Source organism: Deinococcus planocerae (assembly GCF_002869765.1).
Classification (GTDB): domain Bacteria; phylum Deinococcota; class Deinococci; order Deinococcales; family Deinococcaceae; genus Deinococcus; species Deinococcus planocerae.
Genome location: NZ_PNOR01000013.1, coordinates 1 through 18,627 on the forward strand (window position 1 = coordinate 1; position 18,627 = coordinate 18,627).

At 70.6% G+C, this 18,627-nt stretch carries 17 protein-coding genes and 1 pseudogene; 9 read left to right on the forward strand and 9 right to left on the reverse strand.

From position 1 onward, the window contains the following. A pseudogene (locus A7B18_RS08985) lies at positions 1 to 104 on the forward strand (IS5-like element ISDge16 family transposase); the annotation flags it as partial. 19 nt (positions 105 to 123) lie between these two features. On the opposite strand, the gene A7B18_RS08990 reads toward A7B18_RS08985, so the two are convergent. Further along, the gene (locus A7B18_RS08990; protein ID WP_102126360.1) at positions 124 to 537 is read right to left on the reverse strand and encodes an SCP2 sterol-binding domain-containing protein; all 414 of its coding nucleotides are present in this window, start codon (positions 535 to 537) and stop codon (positions 124 to 126) included. A gap of 152 nt (positions 538 to 689) precedes the next feature. Here A7B18_RS08990 and A7B18_RS08995 point away from each other — a divergent pair, with 152 nt between their 5' ends. Both A7B18_RS08995 and A7B18_RS09000 read left to right on the forward strand, forming a co-directional pair. Then, complete coding sequence (locus A7B18_RS08995) at positions 690 to 986, forward strand: hypothetical protein (RefSeq protein ID WP_102126361.1); 297 nt, start codon at positions 690 to 692, stop codon at positions 984 to 986. A gap of 115 nt (positions 987 to 1,101) precedes the next feature. Then, positions 1,102 to 2,004 (forward strand): class I SAM-dependent methyltransferase, encoded by a 903-nt coding sequence (locus A7B18_RS09000; RefSeq protein WP_102126468.1) that lies wholly within the window; start codon positions 1,102 to 1,104, stop codon positions 2,002 to 2,004. A gap of 70 nt (positions 2,005 to 2,074) precedes the next feature. On the opposite strand, the gene A7B18_RS09005 is transcribed toward A7B18_RS09000, so the two are convergent. The 5 genes from A7B18_RS09005 to A7B18_RS09025 all read right to left on the reverse strand — a co-directional run bounded on the left by A7B18_RS09005 (position 2,075) and on the right by A7B18_RS09025 (position 5,660). Beyond that, the gene (locus A7B18_RS09005) at positions 2,075 to 2,293 is read right to left on the reverse strand and encodes a hypothetical protein (RefSeq protein ID WP_146009494.1); all 219 of its coding nucleotides are present in this window, start codon (positions 2,291 to 2,293) and stop codon (positions 2,075 to 2,077) included. A 107-nt stretch (positions 2,294 to 2,400) separates the two neighbouring features. Next, the gene (locus tag A7B18_RS09010) at positions 2,401 to 2,760 is read right to left on the reverse strand and encodes a DoxX family membrane protein (protein ID WP_102126363.1); all 360 of its coding nucleotides are present in this window, start codon (positions 2,758 to 2,760) and stop codon (positions 2,401 to 2,403) included. A 68-nt stretch (positions 2,761 to 2,828) separates the two neighbouring features. Continuing rightward, positions 2,829 to 3,542, reverse strand: a complete 714-nt coding sequence (gene rph / locus A7B18_RS09015; protein WP_180970087.1) for a ribonuclease PH — start codon at positions 3,540 to 3,542, stop codon at positions 2,829 to 2,831. 2 nt (positions 3,543 to 3,544) lie between these two features. Further along, entirely contained in the window at positions 3,545 to 4,369 is an 825-nt protein-coding gene (gene murI, locus A7B18_RS09020) for a glutamate racemase (RefSeq protein ID WP_102126365.1), read from the reverse strand. Positions 4,370 to 4,445: 76 nt separating this feature from the next. Beyond that, positions 4,446 to 5,660 (reverse strand): aminotransferase-like domain-containing protein, encoded by a 1,215-nt coding sequence (locus tag A7B18_RS09025; protein WP_102126366.1) that lies wholly within the window; start codon positions 5,658 to 5,660, stop codon positions 4,446 to 4,448. A gap of 88 nt (positions 5,661 to 5,748) precedes the next feature. Between A7B18_RS09025 and fba the strand changes: the two genes are divergently transcribed. The 4 genes from fba to A7B18_RS09045 all read left to right on the forward strand — a co-directional run bounded on the left by fba (position 5,749) and on the right by A7B18_RS09045 (position 10,671). Beyond that, positions 5,749 to 6,666, forward strand: a complete 918-nt coding sequence (fba, locus tag A7B18_RS09030; protein ID WP_102126367.1) for a class II fructose-1,6-bisphosphate aldolase — start codon at positions 5,749 to 5,751, stop codon at positions 6,664 to 6,666. A 124-nt stretch (positions 6,667 to 6,790) separates the two neighbouring features. Next, complete coding sequence (locus tag A7B18_RS09035) at positions 6,791 to 7,513, forward strand: hypothetical protein (RefSeq protein WP_245872806.1); 723 nt, start codon at positions 6,791 to 6,793, stop codon at positions 7,511 to 7,513. A gap of 102 nt (positions 7,514 to 7,615) precedes the next feature. After that, positions 7,616 to 10,120 carry a S8 family peptidase gene (locus tag A7B18_RS09040; protein ID WP_102126368.1) on the forward strand — a complete coding sequence of 835 codons (2,505 nt, stop codon included), beginning with the start codon at positions 7,616 to 7,618 and terminating at the stop codon, positions 10,118 to 10,120. A 122-nt stretch (positions 10,121 to 10,242) separates the two neighbouring features. Continuing rightward, positions 10,243 to 10,671 (forward strand): CBS domain-containing protein, encoded by a 429-nt coding sequence (locus tag A7B18_RS09045; protein ID WP_102126369.1) that lies wholly within the window; start codon positions 10,243 to 10,245, stop codon positions 10,669 to 10,671. Positions 10,672 to 11,069: 398 nt separating this feature from the next. Here the strand turns inward: A7B18_RS09045 and A7B18_RS09050 are convergent, their stop codons facing one another. From A7B18_RS09050 to dnaK, 3 genes are all read right to left on the reverse strand, one after another. After that, entirely contained in the window at positions 11,070 to 11,990 is a 921-nt protein-coding gene (locus tag A7B18_RS09050) for a DnaJ C-terminal domain-containing protein (RefSeq protein ID WP_102126370.1), read from the reverse strand. Between the two features lie 80 nt (positions 11,991 to 12,070). Beyond that, a complete protein-coding gene (locus A7B18_RS09055; RefSeq protein WP_180970082.1) occupies positions 12,071 to 12,712 on the reverse strand; it encodes a nucleotide exchange factor GrpE in 642 nt (213 codons plus the stop codon). A gap of 108 nt (positions 12,713 to 12,820) precedes the next feature. Next, complete coding sequence (gene dnaK / locus A7B18_RS09060) at positions 12,821 to 14,716, reverse strand: molecular chaperone DnaK (protein WP_102126372.1); 1,896 nt, start codon at positions 14,714 to 14,716, stop codon at positions 12,821 to 12,823. Between the two features lie 265 nt (positions 14,717 to 14,981). Between dnaK and ftsH the strand changes: the two genes are divergently transcribed. Next, the gene (gene ftsH / locus A7B18_RS09065) at positions 14,982 to 16,853 is read left to right on the forward strand and encodes an ATP-dependent zinc metalloprotease FtsH (RefSeq protein ID WP_102126373.1); all 1,872 of its coding nucleotides are present in this window, start codon (positions 14,982 to 14,984) and stop codon (positions 16,851 to 16,853) included. Positions 16,854 to 16,986: 133 nt separating this feature from the next. Next, the gene (locus A7B18_RS09070) at positions 16,987 to 18,618 is read left to right on the forward strand and encodes a carboxylesterase/lipase family protein (protein ID WP_102126374.1); all 1,632 of its coding nucleotides are present in this window, start codon (positions 16,987 to 16,989) and stop codon (positions 18,616 to 18,618) included. Positions 18,619 to 18,627: the final 9 nt, after the last annotated feature.

Sequence of the window (18,627 nt, forward strand, 5' to 3'; positions counted from 1 at the left end):
TCAATCGGCTCAAGGATTTTCGGGCCATCGCCACCCGATACGAGAAGCGCGGACACCAGTTTTTAGCCGGTGTCCACGTCGCTTGCATCCTCCTCTGGCTCTGAAATTTCAGCCAGACAGACCCTAGCGCCCCATCTCCCCGCCGGGGTCCGCCGCGTACGCCTCCCGGTACGCCTGCTGGAGGTGCGGCAGCCCCGGCGCGAGGGCCAGGGCCCGCAGCAGGCCGCCCCCGATGCGCATCCGCCCCGACGCCATCGCCGCGACCGGGTTCAGCTCGCCCATCCAGAAGGCGTGCGCGGTGTCGCCGTCCATCTGAAAGGTGAGGTCGGCGGGCCCGGCGGCGTCCTCCCCGAAGGTGACGTGGGCCTCCTGACCGTCGCGGCCATCCACCCGGGCGCGCAGGTCGGGAGCCGTGAGCACAAAGGCCAGGGCGAGGCGCTGGCGCAGGATCAGGCCCGCCTCCGGGGCCGCGTACCCCTGCCTGAGCACCCGGTCGAGGAGGGCCTGGAGGTGCGCGGCGTCGCGGTAGGGGCTCATGGGGGCAGTATCTCCGGGCCCAGGGGGCGGAGCTTTGTGTCCTGCGTCCCAGTGCCCTGCCGCCCCGGGTGAGGATGGTACGCCCCTGTACACATCGGCGCCCCGGGCGGGGGTCTGATGGCCGGGCAAGACCAGTTCAAAGGAGGTAGGGCATGAATCAGCAGCTTCAACAGACCTTGCAGGCTCTTCAGGGCGGAATCACGGACGTGGACCCCAGCGCCGCCGCGAGCGTCGTGACGGACTGGCACCAGACCCTGAGTGGGGTTCCGGGCGCCGAGACCTTGGTGGACCAACTCGCCGAACTGCAAGGCGCCCTGTCCTCGGGTGACCTGGAGCAGGCCGCCAGTCTGCTGCCGGGCCTGGGCCGCGAGACCGAGCGGCTCGTGGACGTCGCCCCCGCCGAGGACCAGGACGGCCTGCGCCAGCTCGCCTCCGCGCTTCAGGGCTGAGCCCTCCTCCCCCCCCGCCCCCGCCCGGTTCACCCCCGGCGGGGGCTTCTCGCTGCCGGGCCGCCCTACCCTGCTGGGCGTGCCTCCCGCCGACCTCACCTTCACCCACGAGCCCATGTCCGTCCTCCTGCCCGCCGTGCGCGCGGCCCTCTCGGAGCGGGGAGAGGTCGCGCTGACCGTGCCCGACCCGGACGCGGGCGTGGGCCGGTACGCGGGGGAGACGACGCCGTACGGTCTGCACCGTCCCTGGCAGGTCTGGGCCGACCTCGCCGATCTCCTCGGCGCGCACCTGCTCACCCCCGACCGGGCGGGGGAGGGGCGGGTCCGGGTGCGGCTGAGGACCTACGCCAGCGTGCCCGCCCCCGACGCGGGGGGCTACGGCGCGGGCGGCGAGTGGGCGCGGGTGGACAAGCTCGAAGACCCCGTGTTCCTCTTCACGCTGGTGGAAGCCCTGCGGCGGGTCAATCCATCGGACGGCGGACGGGTGCTCGCCCTCGGGGTGAACGGGGGGCGGGAGCTGGACGCGCTGCCCCTCGCCTTCCCGGGGCGGAGCCTCGACGTGCTCGGGGTGGACCTCGACGAGACGGCCCTCGCGCTCGCCCGCGTCCTGCATCCTGGCGCGACCTTCCGGACGCTCGACGTGAACACGCTTCCCGACCCCGCCCAGCACCGTCCGGAACTGGGCCGCTTCGACCTCGTGCTGGCGCTGAGTCTGCTCCAGAGTCCGGGGGTGGGACTGGAGAACGTGCTGCGGGCCCTGCGCCGGGAACACCTGACGCCTACCGGGGGCCTGGTCCTCGGCTTCCCGAATGCCCGTTACCGGGACGGCTTCCTCAGCTACGGCGCCCGCACGCGCAACTTCACCCGGCCCGACCTCAGCCTCCTCCTCGCCGATGTGGCCGCCGCCCGGCGCCAGCTTCAGAAACACGGCTTCAAGGTCTTCGTGACCGGGAAGTACGAACTTCTCGTGACGGCGATCCCGGCGGGCATGCCGACGCCGCGCGGGCTGGAACTTTAGGAGGGCAAAGAGAGAAGGGCGGCCCTGGCCCCACCCGGAACCCGTGCCGCCCCGCGACTTTCTGTGCCGCCTACTCGGTGTCGCTCGGCCCCGGCAGGCCGCCCCCGCCCGCTCCCGTGAGGCCCTGGAGGTTCTGCTCGAGCTCTTCGAGCTTCTGCTCGGAGTCCACCCCGCCCTCCAGCCCGTTCGCGTTCATGTCGCCGGAGGCACCCTGCATCCCCTCGTCGATGGTGTCTTGCAGGTCGATGTCGCTGGGGTCGTTGAGCTCCCGGCTCTTGTAGTCGGTCATGCCGTCCATGCTCCCGGCCCTTCGTGAGCCCGGCGGGGGCGGCGGCCCAAGCCGCCTTTACCCAAGGGAAGAGGCCCCCACCGGGAGCCTCGGCGCCGACCGTTTCCCTACCTCCGGCTGCCCACCGCGAGCAGCGCCCCGAAGAGGGCGAGGTTCTTCATGAAGTGGGTCTGCTGGTGAAACCGCTCCGCGCCGCTCTTGTCCCAGAAGGGGTGGCCGATCACGGTGGTGGGAATCAGGCTGGCGGCGAGGGCCGTGCTCGCGGCGCGGGGGGTGATGCCCAGGGCGAGGAGGGCGCCCGCGCCGAGCATGACGGCGCTGTTGGCCTTGACGGCGAGTTCGGGCTGGGGAATCTCGGCGCCCCGGGCCGCGCGCACGATGGGGCCGGGGTTTTGCAAGTGGTCCAGGCCGTTTTTGATGAAGATGCTCGCCAGCAGCGCCCGTCCGATGAATCCAGTCACACCCATGCCCCATCCTCCTTTGGTCTCGCGCGGAGTCTAGCGCACCCCGGTCCCGGGGGCCCGGAACAGCGAACTCACAACTGCCGGTGCAACTCGCGCAGGAGCCCCCCGACCGCCTCCACCCCGGCCCTCAGCAGCCGCACGTACTCCTCGGACGTGATCGGCCCCTCCTCCGCCCCGCCCTGCGCCTCGATCAACAGCCCCGCGTCGGTGGCGACCACGTTCAGGTCGGCGCGGGCCACCTTGTCCTCGGCGTAGTCGAGGTCCACCCGCAACTCCTCCCCGACCAGGCCCACGCTCGCCGCCCCGACGACGTGGGTGAGCGGCCACTCGGACAGCTTGCCGGAGTGGATCAGCCGGTCGGCGAGGTCGTGCAGCGCCGCGTACCCGGCGAGCACGCTGGCGACCCGGGTGCCGCCGTCGGCCACGAGCACGTCGCAGTCCACGTAAAGGGTCTGACCCCGGAAGTGCCGCAGGTCCACCGAGGCGCGCAGGGCCCGCCCGAGCAGCCGCTGAATCTCGTGCCGCCGCCCGTTCTGGAGGTTGCGCTCGCGGGCCTGACGGTCGGTGGTCGCGCGCGGCAGCATGGCGTACTCGGCGGTCAGCCAGCCTTCTTTCTTGCCGCGCATGTGCGGGGCGGGTTTGTCGTCCACGCTGACGGTGGCGAGAATCTCGGTCCGGCCCAGTTTGAGGTGGGCGCTGCCGGGGGCGTGCGGGTTCACCCCGCGCTCGACGCTCAGCGGGCGGGGGGTCAGGGCGTCACGGCCCACGCGGGCGGGAAGGGCCAGGGTCAAGTGCTCACCTGCATCACCCGGCTATTGTGCCCGCCTTCGCCCGTCAGCGTGGTGATCACGGCCCGCGCCCGCTCCGGGTTCCCCGTCACGAGGTAGGTGACGCTCCCGGCCCGCGTCCCCTCCCGCCGCAAGCCGGAGCCGCACAGCACGTTGCGGGTGTGCCGCGCGACCGCCGCCCCGCTGTCCACCAGGGCGAAGGTGTCCCCGAACTCCGCCCGGATGCTGCCCGCCAGAAAGGGGTAATGGGTGCAGCCCAGGACGAGCTGATCGGCCCCGGCGTCCCGCAGCGGGGTCAGGACCTCCCGCAGCACCGCCCGCACCTCGCCGCTCTGCGCCCGACCCGATTCCACCAGCGGCACGAGGTCGGCGCTCACAGCGGTCAGGACCCGCACCCCGGCGGGCTCGGCCCACTGCCGGATCACGCCTTGCAGCAGCGAGCCCCGCAGGGTGCCGGGGGTCGCCAGCACGCCCACCACGCCCGACTGTGTGGCCGCGACCGCGGGCTTGACGGCGGGCACGAGGCCGATCACCGGGAAGGGCCCCTCGCCCGACCCGTACCGCTCCCGCAGGTGCGTCAGGCTGAAGGCCGAGGCCGTGTTGCACGCGACGACGACGCCCTTGGCGCCCCGTTCGTGCAGCGCCGCCACCGCCCGCGCCGTGAGGTCGCGGATGTCCTCGTCCGTCCGCTCGCCGTAGGGCACATGTTCGGTGTCCGCGAGGTACAGGAAGTCCTCGCCCGGCAGCGCCCGCCGCAACTCGGCGAGGACGCTCAGGCCGCCGACGCCGCTGTCGAAGACTCCGAGGGGGGCATCACGGCTCATCGGGGAGGATGATAGTGCGCGGGACGCGGGGAAAGAACGAACCTCCCGCGTCCCGCGCCCCGCTCTGTGCCTCCCCTCAGTCCAGCGCCTCCCGGATCGTCTCCCCCAGTGCTTTCAACCCGGTGTCGATCTGTTGCGGTGTCGCGCTCGAATAGCTCAGGCGCATGGTGTTGTGCCCGCCGCCCAGCGCGAAGAAGGGGTTGCCCGGCACGTAGGCCACCTTGCGCGCCACCGCCCGCGCGAGCATGGGCTGGGTATCGGTCCCCTCCGGCAGCGTGACCCACAGGAACATCCCGCCCTCGGGCGTGGTGTGGTGGATGCCCGCCGGGAGGTGCTCGCCGATCTTCGCCACCATGTTCCGCGCCCGCTCCCCGTAGGCCCGCTTGACGAGCTCGATCTGGCGCGGCATCACGTCGTCCACGAGTTCGGTGACGATCATCTGGTTGAGGGTCGGCGTGTGGAGGTCCGCCCCCTGCTTCGCCTGCACCACCTTGCCGATGATGGGCGTGGCGGCCTGGAGCCAGGCGTCGCGCAGCCCCGGCACGAGCGTCTTGGAAAAGGAACTGGAGTAGATGACATGGCTGCGCTCGGGGTCGCCCGCCAGCTCCAGCGCCAGTTCGTAGAGGCTCGGCAACTCCTCGCCCGTGAAGCGCAGCTTGCCGTAGGGGTCGTCCTCGATCACGAGCACCCCGTACCGCGCCGTCAGCTCGACCAATCGGCGGCGGCGCTCCAGGCTGAGCGTGCGGCCCGTCGGGTTCTGGAAATTGGGGATGGCGTAGAGCAGCTTGGCGGGCTGGGCCCTCAGCACGGCCTCCAGCGCGTCCACGTCGATGCCGTGGTCGTCGGTGGGAAGCTGCACGTAGCGCGGCCCGTACGGCTGGAAGGACTGCAAGGCCCCCAGGTACGTCGGCGACTCGACGAGCACCACGTCCCCCTCGTCGATCAGGACCTTGCCCAGGAGGTCGAGCCCCTGCTGGCTTCCGGTCACGATCTGGACGTTGTGGGGCTGGATTCCGGCCCGGTCCGCGATCCAGCGGCGCAGCGGCGGGTGGCCCTCGGTGGTGGAGTATTGCAGCGCCGCCGCCCCGTAGCGGGTGAGCACGGCGTCCGTCGCCCGGCGCACGTCCTCGATGGGGAAGAGTTCGGGGGCGGGAAGGCCGCCCGCAAAGCTGATGACGTCGGGTTCCTGGGTGATCTTGAGGATCTCGCGGATGGCGCTCGCGTTCATGCGCCGGGCCCGCTCGGCCATCCGCGCCGTGAAGTCGGGCACGGGGAGGGTAGGGGTCGTCATGGCCCCATCCTACCGTCCGGGGGAGCCGGGTTCATTCCGCCTCCCACCCCCGGCGGGTAGAGTGGAACCCGCCAAAGGAGGCCCCACCATGCTCGTGACCGGAAACGACATCCTGGTTCCTGCCCGCGCCGGAAAGTACGGCGTCGGCGCGTTCAACACCAACAACATGGAGATCACCCAGGCGATCATCCACACCGCCGAGAAGTTGCGCTCCCCCGTCATCGTGCAGATGTCGGAAGGCGCGATCAAGTACGGCGGCCAGGACCTCGCCAACATCGTCAAGGACCTCGCCACCCGCGCGACCGTGCCCGTCGCCCTGCACCTCGACCACGGCTCCTCGTACGAGAACGCCCTGAAGGCAATCAAGATGGGCTTCACCTCGGTGATGATCGACGCCTCGCACCACGCCTTCGAGGAGAACGTGCGCGAGACCCGCCGGGTGGTCGAGGCCGCGCACGCGATGGGCATCTCGGTCGAGTCCGAACTCGGGCGGCTCGGCGGCATCGAGGAGCACGTCGTCGTGGACGAGAAAGACGCCTTCCTCACCGACCCCGAGGAGGCCGTGCAGTTCGTGGAGGAGACGGGCACCGACTACCTCGCCATCGCCATCGGCACCTCGCACGGGGCGTACAAGGGCAAGGGCCGCCCCTTCATCGACCAGGCGCGCATCGAGCGGATCGGCGGCCTGCTGGGCATCCCCCTCGTCGCCCACGGGTCGAGCGGGGTGCCCGCCGAGATCGTGGGGCGCTTCCGCGACTCCGGGGGCGAGATCGGCGACGCCGCCGGGATCGCGGACGAAGACCTGCGCCTCGCCTGTCAGCACGGCATTGCCAAGGTGAACGTCGACACCGACCTCCGGCTCGCCATGACGGTCGGCGTGCGCGAGGTGCTGAAGAAAAACCCCAAGGAGTTCGACCCCCGCAAGGTCTTCGGGCCCGCCCGCGAGGTGATGGCGGGGATCGTCGAGCACAAGATGGGCGTGCTCGGGAGTGTCGGCAAGGCGTAAGCTCGCCTCTGCCCGCCCTATCAGATGCCCGCCGCGAAGGTGACGGGCACCTGACGCCCCCGTGAGGTGGAATGAGTCTGGGAGCGCTGAATTCTCACCCGGGCGCCGTATCCTCACCTTCGGCATGGTCGCCCCCCGTCTTCTTCTCCAGCCGCTGCTTGCCCTCGCCGTCACGGTGACGGGCACGCTCGCGCTGGCGGGCACGGCCTCGCTGCCCGCGCCGGGCACGTGGGCGGCCAAACTCGGGGCGCTGTTGCCGCAGCCGGGACAGGCGGTGCAGCTTATGGAGCAGCGGCCCCGGCTGACGCTGGTGGAGTTGCAGCAGCGGGTGACGCGGGTAGGCGGCAGCCCCGACGCCCTGCGCGCGGTGATGATGAGCGCCGCCAAGGGCCAGAAACCCACCTACGACGAGCGCCTGGGCCTGACCCGCGAGGAGTTCGAGCGTTACCTCGTCTTCCAGCCGGTCCTCGCCACCACGGGCAAGGTGCTCAAGCTGCCCCTGACCCGCGAGGGCAACCGGTTGCGCTTCGGGGACGCTCCCGGTCTCGGGGGGGTCCTGCGCGGCCTGGTGCTCGACCTGACCACCGGGGAGCTGCGCACGCCCGAGGGCTTTGCCACCAAGCCCCGCGCCATCCTGGCGAACACCGCCCCCGACCGCATCCTCGACATCCGCGGCGGCTACGAGTGGGTGGTCAAGGGCAACAGCCCGGTCACGCAAAACGGGGTGAACGGGCAACTGCAACTCCTGCAACTCACGGGCGGGCAGGTCATCTTCAGCTACTACCGCCTGAGCATGTTGCACGGCACGATCCAGGAAGGCGGCGTGGTCTTCGGCTACACGCGCTGAGCCTCGCGGCCCGGGCCAAGATGACGCGCCCCTGACCCCACTTCAAGGATTCCTCACCCGGGCTTCAGGGCGCGTCACCGGGCCCCCGCTAGGCTGCCCGGTATGAGGAACAAGAAAGCCATTCTCCTGCTCGGGGCGGCCCTCACCCTGGGGGGCGCGAGCACGGCGGGCGCGGGGTCGCTCTCGCCGACCCTGCTGGAGCGGGCCAAGCGCGGCGACCAGAGCACGGTCGGCGTGATCGTGCGCTTCAAGGTCAGCAACGACGTGCGGGGCCGGGGCCTGTTCAAGAACGCCCGCGCGCAGCTCCAAAACCGCCTCAAGCAGCTCGGGCCCGCCGCCGGGTTCGTCTCGCAGGCCCTGAACTCGGGCCGGGCCACCCAACTGTGGCTCGACGAGAGTGTCTACCTCCCCATGACGCCCGTGCAGGCGCGCGTGCTCGCCACGCTGCCCTTCGTGGACGCCGTGTTCGAGAACTTCCGGGTGCAGGTGCCGCGCGCGGTGGCCCTCAGCCAGGCCTCGGCGCCGAGCGGCACCCCCTGGCACCTCCAGAGTATCGGGGCGCCCCAGGCGTGGGCGGCGGGCCTGCGCGGCCAGAACGTCCGCATCGGGCACCTCGACACCGGCATCGATCCGAATCACCCCGAGCTGGCGGGCAAGCTCGCCGCCTTCGCGGAATTCGACGCCAACGGCGACCGCACGGGCGGCGGCCCGCGCGACTCCAGCAACCACGGCACCCACACGGCGGGCCTCCTCGTCGGCAAGGGCGTGGGCGTGGCCCCCGACGCGCGGCTCATCAGCGCGCTGGTGCTCCCGAACGGGGAAGGCACCTTCGCGCAGGTCATCGCCGGGATGCAGTACGTCCTCGACCCCGACAACAACGCGGACACCGACGACGGCGCCGACGTGGTGAACATGAGCCTGGGCATCCCCGGCACCTACGACGAGTTCATCACCCCCGTCCAGAACATGCTCAAGGCGGGCGTGGTCCCCGTCTTCGCCATCGGCAACTTCGGCCCGGGCAGCTCGACGACCGGCAGCCCCGGCAACCTCCCCGACGCCATCGGCGTGGGCGCGGTGGACCGAAACGGGCAGGTTGCCAGCTTCAGCAGCCGCGGCCCGGTCGCGTGGCAGGGCCAGATCAACGGCGTCTTCGTGAAGCCCGACATCGCCGCCCCGGGGGTGGAGATCACGAGTGCTTTCCCGAATGGGCAATACGGTGCGCTGAGCGGCAGCAGCCAGGCCAGCCCCATCGCGGCGGGTGCGGTGGCCCTGATGCTGGGCGCCAAGCCCGGCACGGGCGTGGACGCGGTGAAGCAGGCGCTCTTCGGCAGCGCGAGCAATGCGGGGAGCAAGAACAACAACGTCGGCTACGGTCTGATCAACGTGCCCGGCGCCCTCGGCAGGCTCGGGGTGAACCTGGAGGGGAACCGGCCCGCGCCGCAACCCCAGCCCCAACCTCAGCCGCAGCCTCAACCCCAGCCGCAGCCCGCGCCCTCGGCGGGGCGGCCCGCGGGTCCGGCGGGCTTCGAGTTCTGCTCAATGGAGTTCGAGGACTGCAAGTTCCAGGGCCAGAGGGAGGCCGCCTTCGGCGCGCAGGGCAAGTTCGCCACCGGCATCGGCACGGACGGCTTCAAGTGCACGGTCGAGGAGTGGGGCGTGGACCCCATCGTCAACGTGAAGAAGGCGTGCTTTATCCGTAACGTGCAACAGGGGGGCTCGGCGCCGGCGCCCGCGCCCACCCCGGCCCCGGCCCCCGCGCCCACGCCCTCCCCGAGCGCGGGCAAGAAGCCCTCGGTCCTCCTCGTCGACGACGACGCGGGGCAGGGCGCGGACGTGACGAGCGCGCTGCGCGAGGCGATCAAGGCGAACGCCGCGTCCGGCGGGGCCTTCGTGTGGAATGTGCAGGCGCAGGGTGCCGTGCCCCTGAGCGAGCTGCGGCAGGCCGACATCGTGGTCTGGGCGACGGGCGAGCAGTACCAGAACACGATCACCGCCCAGGACCAGAACACGCTGCGCCAGTACCTCGCGGGCGGGGGTCGCCTCCTCGTGACCGGGCAGGACATCGGCTACGACATCGGCACGGGCGACTTCTACCAGGGCACGCTGAAGACCCGCTTCGTGGCCGACAGCAGCGGCAATCCCCGGTTCGTCACGCGCCGGGCGTTCGGCACCGCGACCTACACCCTCAACGGGCAGGGCAGCGCCGGAAATCAGTACTACCCGGACGTGATCGCCGACCTCAGCGGCAGCGAGACCGTCGCGGGCTGGGGGAGTGCCGACGCCCGCGCGAGCACGGTCAACGCCCAGAGCATCCGGGTGGACCCCAACCGCAACCGCGCCGCGCAGAAGGTGCAAGACCCGCGCGGCCTCGTCGAGCGCCTCGCCGCCAATGTGGTCGGCAGCATCCTGCGCCAGGTGTTCCAGGGCCAGCAACCTTCGGCGCGCCCCCGCGTCACCGCCCAGAACGCGGGCGAGAACGCCGGAGCCATCGTGGTGAACGACGCGGGCAAATACCGCACGGTGAACATGGGCTTCGGTCTGGAGGGGCTCTCGCCGCAAAACCGCAGCGCCCTGATGAAGACGAGCTTCGACTGGCTGATGAGGTAGGCGGTCAGCCGCCAGCCGAGAGCGGGGGGAGGCGACCACCTGGCGCCTCCCCTTCGCCTTTTCCTGGCCTTCTTTAGCAAGTTCCCACGGCAAGGGGGCCCTGCGGGGATTACGGTTCACCTATGCCGACACTTCGAGACATCATGACGCCCAACCCCGTCACCGTAGACCCGCAGGCGACGCTCAAGGAGGTCGCCACGCTGATGCTGGAGCAAGACATCGGCGCGGTGCTGGTCATGGAGGGCGACCGACCGACGGGCATCATCACCGACCGCGACATCGTGATCCGGGCGGTCGCCTACGGCCACGACTACGGCACGGCGGTCACCGACTACACGACGGGCGACGTGGTGACGATGGACGCCGACACCTCCGTCGAGCAGGCCGCCGGAGAGATGGCCCGGCTGCAACTGCGCCGCCTGCCCGTCACCGAGAATGGCCGCGTGGTGGGCATGGTCAGCCTCGGCGACCTCGCCGTGCGCGCCGAGGGCAACGCCGACGAGCAGGCCCTCCAGGGCGTGAGCGTGCCGAGCGACCAGAACAACAGCTAAGGCGGACCGCAGAACAGGGCCGTCCCCGGGTTTCGGAGGCGGCCCTTTCCACAGGCCCTCAGCGGCGGCGCGGCAGGCTCAGGAGGCCCGGGGATGAGTGCGGCGGGTAAAAGCTCGCGCCGAAGCCCTCTCCATCACCGGGTACCCGACCTGCCGGCTCAGAAAGCTCCACGTCGGGCGCAGGGGGCAGCGTGATCCTCCCCGCCGCGAGCAGGATCAGACCGCCGACCTGCCGGTTCGCTTCCTGACCTGCTCGCGTGGTCTCATTCTTGGGAGCCGCGTGCAGCCTTCGTCTTCCGCGCTCCAGTGCAGAGCGGCGGGTGCCGGGGGAACATCTGGCACGCCAAAGGAGAGAGACCGTCTCCGTAGCCAGGAAACGGTCCCTTTTCGCTCCTCGTTCATTTCCGCAGGTCACCTAACCGGCGGTACAGCTCCCTCTCCTCGTCGCCCAGGTCCCTCGGGACCGTGAGGTTGAGCCGCACATACAGGTCGCCGCGCGTGCCGTCCTTCTTCGGCCAGCCCTGCCCGCGCAGCCGCATCCGGCGCCCGCCGCTGCTGCCCGGCGGCACCTTGAGGTTGCCGCTGCCGCCCAGCGTCTGCACCGTCACCTCGCCGCCCAGCGCCGCCACGGGCGCGGGCACGTCCACCGTGGTGATCAGGTCGTCGCCGTCGAGGTCGTAGCGGGCGTCTTCGAGCACCCGGATGGTGAGCAGCACGTCGCCGCCCCCCGGCGCCTGTCCGGCGAGGCGCAGGCGGCTGCCGTCCCGTGTTCCGGCGGGCACCCGCAGCGAGAGGCGCTTGCCGTCCACGTTGATCACCTCGTCCGAGCCTGTGAAGGCCTCCTCCAGCGTGACCTGGAGTTCACCCTCCACGTTCTGCACGAATCTGCGCCCCTGGGTGCCGCCGATTCCGCCGAGCAAGTCTTCGAGGTTCACCTGCCCGCCCGAGAAGCCGCCCCCGCCACCCTGAAAGCCACCGCCGCGCCGTCCTCCCATGCCGAATAAGCCCTGGAAGAAGTCGCTGAACTGGGAAGGGTCGAAGCCCGCGAAGTCGCCGCCCTGGAAGCCTCCGCCCGCCCCGCCGTAGCCCGGCGGCACCTGCCCGGTGTGGCCGAACTGGTCGTAGACCTTGCGCTTTTCCGGGTCGGAGAGCACCGCGTACGCCTCGCCGACCTCCTTGAAGCGTTCGGCGGCCTTCTCGTCGCCCTGATTCTTGTCGGGGTGGAACGTCTTGGCGAGCTTGCGGTACGCGCTCTTGATGTCCGCGTCCGAGGCGCCGCGCGAGACCCCCAAGACGTCGTAGTAGTCCTTGTAGGCCATCGCTCCTCCTTTGAGGGTTGAGGAGTGAGGGGTCAGGGATGAGGTGCCTGCCTAACTCCTCACCCCTTTGCCCCACCCCCTTATCCTTTCCTGCTCACCACCACCCGCGCGGGCCGCACCAGGCGGTCCCCCATCCGGAAGCCGAGCTGGTAGACCTGCACGATCACGTCGTCCTCGTCGCCGGGCACGACTTGCAGCGCCTCGTGCCACTGCGGGTCGAAGGGCTCGCCTTCCCGGCCCGTCGCCTCCAGCCCGAGGGTGCCGAAAACGCGCAGCACGGTCGCCTGGACGGCCTGCACGCCGGGGATCAGCTTGGAGGCGTCACTGCCCCCCATGCTCACCGCGCGGTCAAGGTCGTCGTAGACAGGCATCAGGGCCCCGGCGGCCTTGGCGACCCCCTGGCTCTGGGCGGCGTCCACGTCCCCCTGGGTGCGGCGGCGGTAGCTCTCGAAGTCGGCGGCGAGGCGGCCCAGGCGACCCCGCAGGTCGGCGTTCTCCTGCTCCAACTCGCCCACGCGCTCCAGCCGCGCCATCATCTCCTGCACCTGCCCGAACATGTTCTCGTCCATGTCGGGAAAGGCCCCCAGTTCGGCGTCCTCGTCCATGTTGTCGGTCTCGGTCTCGGGGAGGTCGGCGTCGATGGTCTTCGTCTCGGCGCGGGCGTCCTGCTTGCCCTGGGTCGTCTGCTCGTTCGTGCTTTTCGTGTCGTCGTTACCGGTCATGGTGGGGCCTCGCCTTCTGAACATGCCTTTGAAGATAGGGGCTAGAGGAGAGGGGAGAGGGGCACGCTGGCCGTCCTCTCCCCCTGAAGTCTGTGTCTGGAGCGGACGTTACTCGGCGGGCTTGAAATCCGCGTCGATCACGTCGTCGTCCTGGGTCCGTCCCGCGCCGCCCTGGGGGCCGTCCTGCCCGCCCCCCTGACCGCCCCCGTTCTGGCCCGCGGTCATGAAGGTGCGGAGCTCTTCCTCCAGCCGCTTCTGGGCCGCTTCGATGCGGGCGTCGTCATCGCTGCGCACGGCTTCCTCGGCCTCGGTGGCGGCGGCTTGCAGGCGGTCTTTGGCCTCTTGCGGGGCGCCCGCCTGCTCCTCAATCTGCCCGAGGGCCTGCACCCGCAGCGAGTCGAGGTTGTTGCGCTTCTCGACCCGTTCGCGGCGCTTGCGGTCGGCCTCGGCGTTCTGCTCGGCCTCGCGCACCATCCGGTCCACGTCGCCCTTGTCGAGGGTGGTCGTGTTCTCGATGCGGATCGAGGCTTCCTTGCCGCTCGTCTTCTCCTTGGCGTTGACGTGCAGGATGCCGTTCGCGTCGATGTCGAAGGTCACCTCGATCTGCGGGCGACCGGCGGGCATGGGCGGGATCCCTTCGAGCTTGAAGCGGCCCAGGCTCTTGTTGTCGGCGGCCATCGGGCGCTCGCCCTGAAGCACCACGACCTCCACGCCGGGCTGGTTGTTCTCGGCGGTGGTGTAGATCTCGGTCTTCTTGGCGGGAATCGTCGTGTTGCGGGTGATCATCGGCGCGACCATGCCGCCCTTGACCTCCACGCCGAGGGTCAGCGGCGTCACGTCCACGAGCACGATATCGCCCAGACTGGAGTCGCCCTGGATGATGCCCGCCTGCACGGCGGCCCCGAGCGCCACGGCCTCGTCGGGATTGACCGACTCGTTGGGCGTCTTGCCCACCAGGTCCTGCACGATGCGCTTGACGGCGGGGATGCGGGTCGAGCCGCCGACCAGGATCACCTCGTCGATCTGGTTCGCGCCCAGCTTGGCGTCACTCAGGGCCTGCTCGACGGGCTGGCGCACGCGCCGCAGGAGGTCGGCGGTCAGCTCCTCGAACCGCGCGCGGGTCAGGTTGCGCTCCAGGTGCTGCGGGGTACGCGTCTCGGGGTCGAAGGTGATGAAGGGGAGGCTGATGGTCGTCTCGGAGGCGTTGCTCAGCTCGATCTTGGCCTTCTCGGCGGCCTCGATCAGGCGCTGGAGGGCCTGGGGGTCCTTGCGCAGGTCGAAGTTGTGCTCCTTCTGGAACTCGCCGGCGAGCCAATTCACGATCCGCTGGTCGAAGTCGGCGCCGCCGAGGTGCGTGTCGCCGGAGGTGGATTTGACCTCGAACACGCCGTCGCCCAGCTCCAGAATCGTCACGTCGAAGGTGCCGCCGCCGAGGTCGAAGACGAGGACCGTCTCGTTGCCCTTGCGCTCCAGCCCGTAGGCGAGCGCGGCGGCGGTGGGCTCGTTGATCACGCGCAGCACGTTCAGGCCCGCGATCTCGCCCGCCTGCTTGGTGGCCTCGCGCTGCGAGTTGTCGAAGTACGCGGGAACGGTGATCACCACGTCGCGGATCTTCTCGCCGAGCTTGGCGGAGGCGTCCTGCACGAGCTTGCGCAGCACTTCGGCGCTGACCTGCTCGGGGGCGTAGTCCTTATCCGCGACCTCGATGCGCACCGAGCCGCCCGGGCCTTCCTTCACCTTGAAAGGAGCGCGGGAGGCTTCTTCCTTCACCTCGTCCCAGCGGCGCCCGATGAAGCGCTTGACCTCGAAGAGGGTGGCCTGCGGGTTGAGCGCGGCCTGGCGGCGGGCGATCTGGCCCACGAGCCTCTCGTCGCCCTTGAAGGCCACGACGGACGGGGTGGTGCGCGCGCCCTCCGCATTCACGATGACTTCGGGGCGCCCGCCCTCCATCACGGCGATGACGCTGTTGGTGGTCCCGAGGTCGATTCCTACGGCTTTCGGCATGTTTGACTCCTTGGCTATGGGGGATGCTGCGCCCTGTGCGGGAACAGTCCTAAACTGACCACAGCATAAGCCCACAGTTACCAAGAGTCAATAGAGTTGAGTGCGGTACGCTCAAGATTCAAGGTTGAGTCAACGGGAGCGGAGTCCGGTCAGGCTGGACCCGACCTTCACACATCGCCATTTCGGTTCCAGAGTTTTTCTTCATCCGCGGCCTACACTGAGGCATGATGCCCGGACAAAGCAGCGAGGGGAGCAGGGCCAGCGGATGAAACGAGCCTCCTGGGGGTGGGGACTGGCCGCCGCCGTGATCGCGCTGCTCCTCCTGATCAGCCTGGTTGCCCCGCGCGGGCGTCCCGGCGAACTGCCACTCGAAGACTTCACCGCCGCCCTGCGCGCCGGGCAGGTGGCGACCGCCAACGTGCAGTACCAGAACAACACCGCCCTGCTCACGGGCCGACTCGAAGACGGCCAGGACTACCGCACCCGCACCCTGGCCGCCGACCCGGCCATCAGCCTCGCCCAGTTGCAGGCCGCCGGGGTCAACGTCTCCCTCGCTTCCAACACCCGCCTGAGCCCCATCGCCGTGCTCAGCGGGCTGCTGACCCTTTTGCTCATCATCGGTCTGGTGGTGCTGCTGTTGCGCGGTCGCCAGAGCGGCGGGACGGACGCCGCGAGCACGTTCGGCAAGTCGAAGGCGGCGGTGATCGCCGAGGGCCAGATCAAGCTGACCTTTGCGGATGTGGCCGGTTGCGACGAGGCCAAGCAGGACTTGCAGGAAGTCGTCGACTTCCTGCGCCAACCCGAACGCTACCACCAGCTCGGCGCCCGCATCCCCCACGGCGTGCTCCTCGTCGGTCCTCCCGGAAGTGGCAAGACCCTCCTTGCGAAAGCCGTCGCAGGTGAGGCCAAGGTGCCGTACTTCTCGATCTCGGGTTCGGACTTCGTGGAGATGTTCGTCGGGGTGGGGGCAGCCCGGGTCCGTGACCTGTTCGAGCAGGCGCGCAAGAGTTCTCCGTGCATCGTCTTCATCGACGAGATCGACGCGGTGGGTCGTAAACGTGGTGTGAACCTGCAAGGCGGGAATGATGAGCGCGAACAGACCCTGAACCAGTTGCTGGTGGAGATGGACGGGTTCGGCAGCGGGCAGGAGGTGATCATCCTGGCGGCGACCAATAGGCCGGATGTGCTGGACGCAGCCCTGCTGCGTCCCGGGAGATTTGACCGTCAGGTCGTCGTCGATGCCCCCGACGTACGCGGCAGGGAACAGATTCTCAGGATTCATGCGCGGACCAAGCCGCTCGATCCCAGCGTCGATCTCGGGGTGGTGGCACGGAGAACGGCGGGAATGGTGGGGGCGGACCTGGAGAACCTGCTCAACGAGGCGGCGTTACAAGCCGCTCGTGCTGGGCGCAGCCGGATTACCGGGCGGGATGTGGACGAGGCCAGGGACCGGGTGCTGATGGGACCCGAACGCCGCAGTCTGGTCGTCAGGGAAGCCGACCGCAAGGTGACGGCGTATCACGAGGTCGGTCACGCTCTCGCCGCCCAGCTTCTGCCCCACGCGGACAAGGCGCACAAGCTGACCATCGTGCCGCGGGGGCGCTCTCTCGGCTCGGCGCTGTATACGCCGGAGGACCGGATGCACCACACCCGGGCGGCGCTGCTCGACCGCATCTGCGTGGCGCTCGCCGGGCACGCGGCGGAGCAGGTCGCTACCGGACAGGTGACGACGGGCGCGGCGAGCGACTTCCAGCAGGCGACGAACCTCGCCCGGCGGATGGTGACCGAGTGGGGGATGTCGGGCGTGGGCCAAATCGCGCTCGCGCAGGAGAGCGAGGGGTATCTCGGGTACGGGCCGCAGCAGGGGGCCTACAGCGACCACACCGCCGAGCGCATCGACGGGGCGCTGAGCGAGATTCTCAACGGGCAGTACGACCGCGCCGTGACCCTGCTGACCGAGCACGCGCACGTCCTCCACCGCCTGACCGACGCGCTGATGGTCCGCGAGTTCCTGACCGGGGACGACGTGCGGACCATCCTCGCGGGGGGCACGCTGCCGGAGGTGAACCCGCCCAGAACGGCGGGCGACCCCGACGGCCCCGCCCCCCACCCCGGCCTGACGCCCGACCCCGCCTGAGCCCGCCTCCCCGACCCCGCCCCGGACCCTCCCTGGTTCGGCGGCGGGCTTCCTTTGTTGGCCGCGTCACGCATTGGTCTTCGGCAAAGACGCGCCCGCTTCCCGGCCCGCCGTCACCGCTATACGCTGGCCTATGGCACGTCTCACGCGCTCGCTGATCGTCGCGGCCCTGCTGCTGGGCGGGGCCAGGGCCCAGGAATCCATCACCACGTCGGCCCAGGAGACGCCCCTACCGCCCGTGCAGGCCGCACCCGTCGCCGCGCCCGGTGTTCCGGTCCGGGTTCAGGTCGCCCAGGGCACGCTCGTGGGCCGCGAGCAGTCGGGCGTGCGGGTCTTCCAGGGGGTGCCCTACGCCGCGCCGCCCGTCGGGGAACTGCGCTGGCGGGCGCCGCAACCCGCCCTGGGCTGGACGGGCGAACGCGACGCCGCGCGCCCCGGCGCGGCCTGCCCGCAGACCCGGCCCCCGCAGATCGGCGGGGGCCTGCGCGGGTCGGAGGACTGCCTCTCTCTCAACGTGGCGGCGCCGAGCGCGGCCCTGCGCGCGCCCGTGATGGTCTGGATCCACGGCGGCTCCTTCGAGAACGGGGCCGGGAGCGACTACGACGCCCGGGTGCTGGCGCGCGAGCAGGGGGTGGTCGTCGTCACCGTGAACTACCGGCTGGGGCCCCTGGGCTTCCTCGCCGCGCCCGCGCTGCTGGAGGGGCGGACGCTGGGCAACTACGGCCTCCTCGACCAGCAGGCGGCGCTGCGCTGGGTGCGGGCGAATGCCGCCGCCTTCGGGGGCGACCCCGCCAACGTCACCGTCTTCGGCGAGTCGGCGGGCGGGATGAGCGTGTGCGCGCAGCTCGCCTCGCCGGGGGCGGCGGGCCTCTTCGACCGGGCGATCCTCCAGAGCGGGCCCTGCACCCCCGAGATCGTCATGGCGCCGGTGACCGCGGCGCTGAACACGGGCCGGGAGTACGCCCGCGCGCTCGGGTGCCCGGAGGGCGACGCCGCCTGCCTGCGGGCCGTGCCGGTGGAGCGGCTGCTCGGTACGCCCGTTCCGGGACAGCGCGCCCCGGGGTCGGTCGACCTGCCGCCCGTGTACGGCGACGGCACGGTGCCCCGCGCCCCGGCGGACGTGTTCGCGGACGGCACGATCAACCGCGTGCCCGTCCTGATCGGCAGCAACCTCGACGAGGGGACCCTCTTCGTGGCGCCGCTGGGAACCCGGGCCGACGTTCCCGTGTGGCAGTACTGGGCCCTCGTCACCCTGCTGGAGGGTTGGAACGCGCCGCGCGTCCTCGCCCAGTACGCCGCCCGCGACTACCCGACGGTGGGGCTGGCCGCCGCCGCCCTCGTCACCGACGGGCTCTTCGCCTGCCCGGTGAACGACATCGCCCGCGCCCTCGCCCGCGTGACGCCCGTGTACGCCTACGAGTTTCGGGACCGCACCGCCCCCATCAACTTCCGGCCCACCGCCGCCGTGCCGAGCTACGGCGCCTACCACGCCTCCGAAATCATCAGCGTCTTCGGCACGCCGCTGACGGGCCTCGCCGACCCCGCCAAATTCACCCCCGTCCAGGCCGACCTCGCCCGATTGATGCGCACCTACTGGGCGAACTTCGCCCGCAGCGGCAACCCGGCCTCTCCCGCCCAGCCCGGCCTCCCCGCGTGGCAGCCCCTCGACCCGGCCCGGAACAATCTCCTCACCTTCGCGCCGGGCCGCGTCACTGAGAACACGATCTTCCGGCAGGAACACCGCTGCGACCTGTGGAGCCGCTGAGGGTGGGAG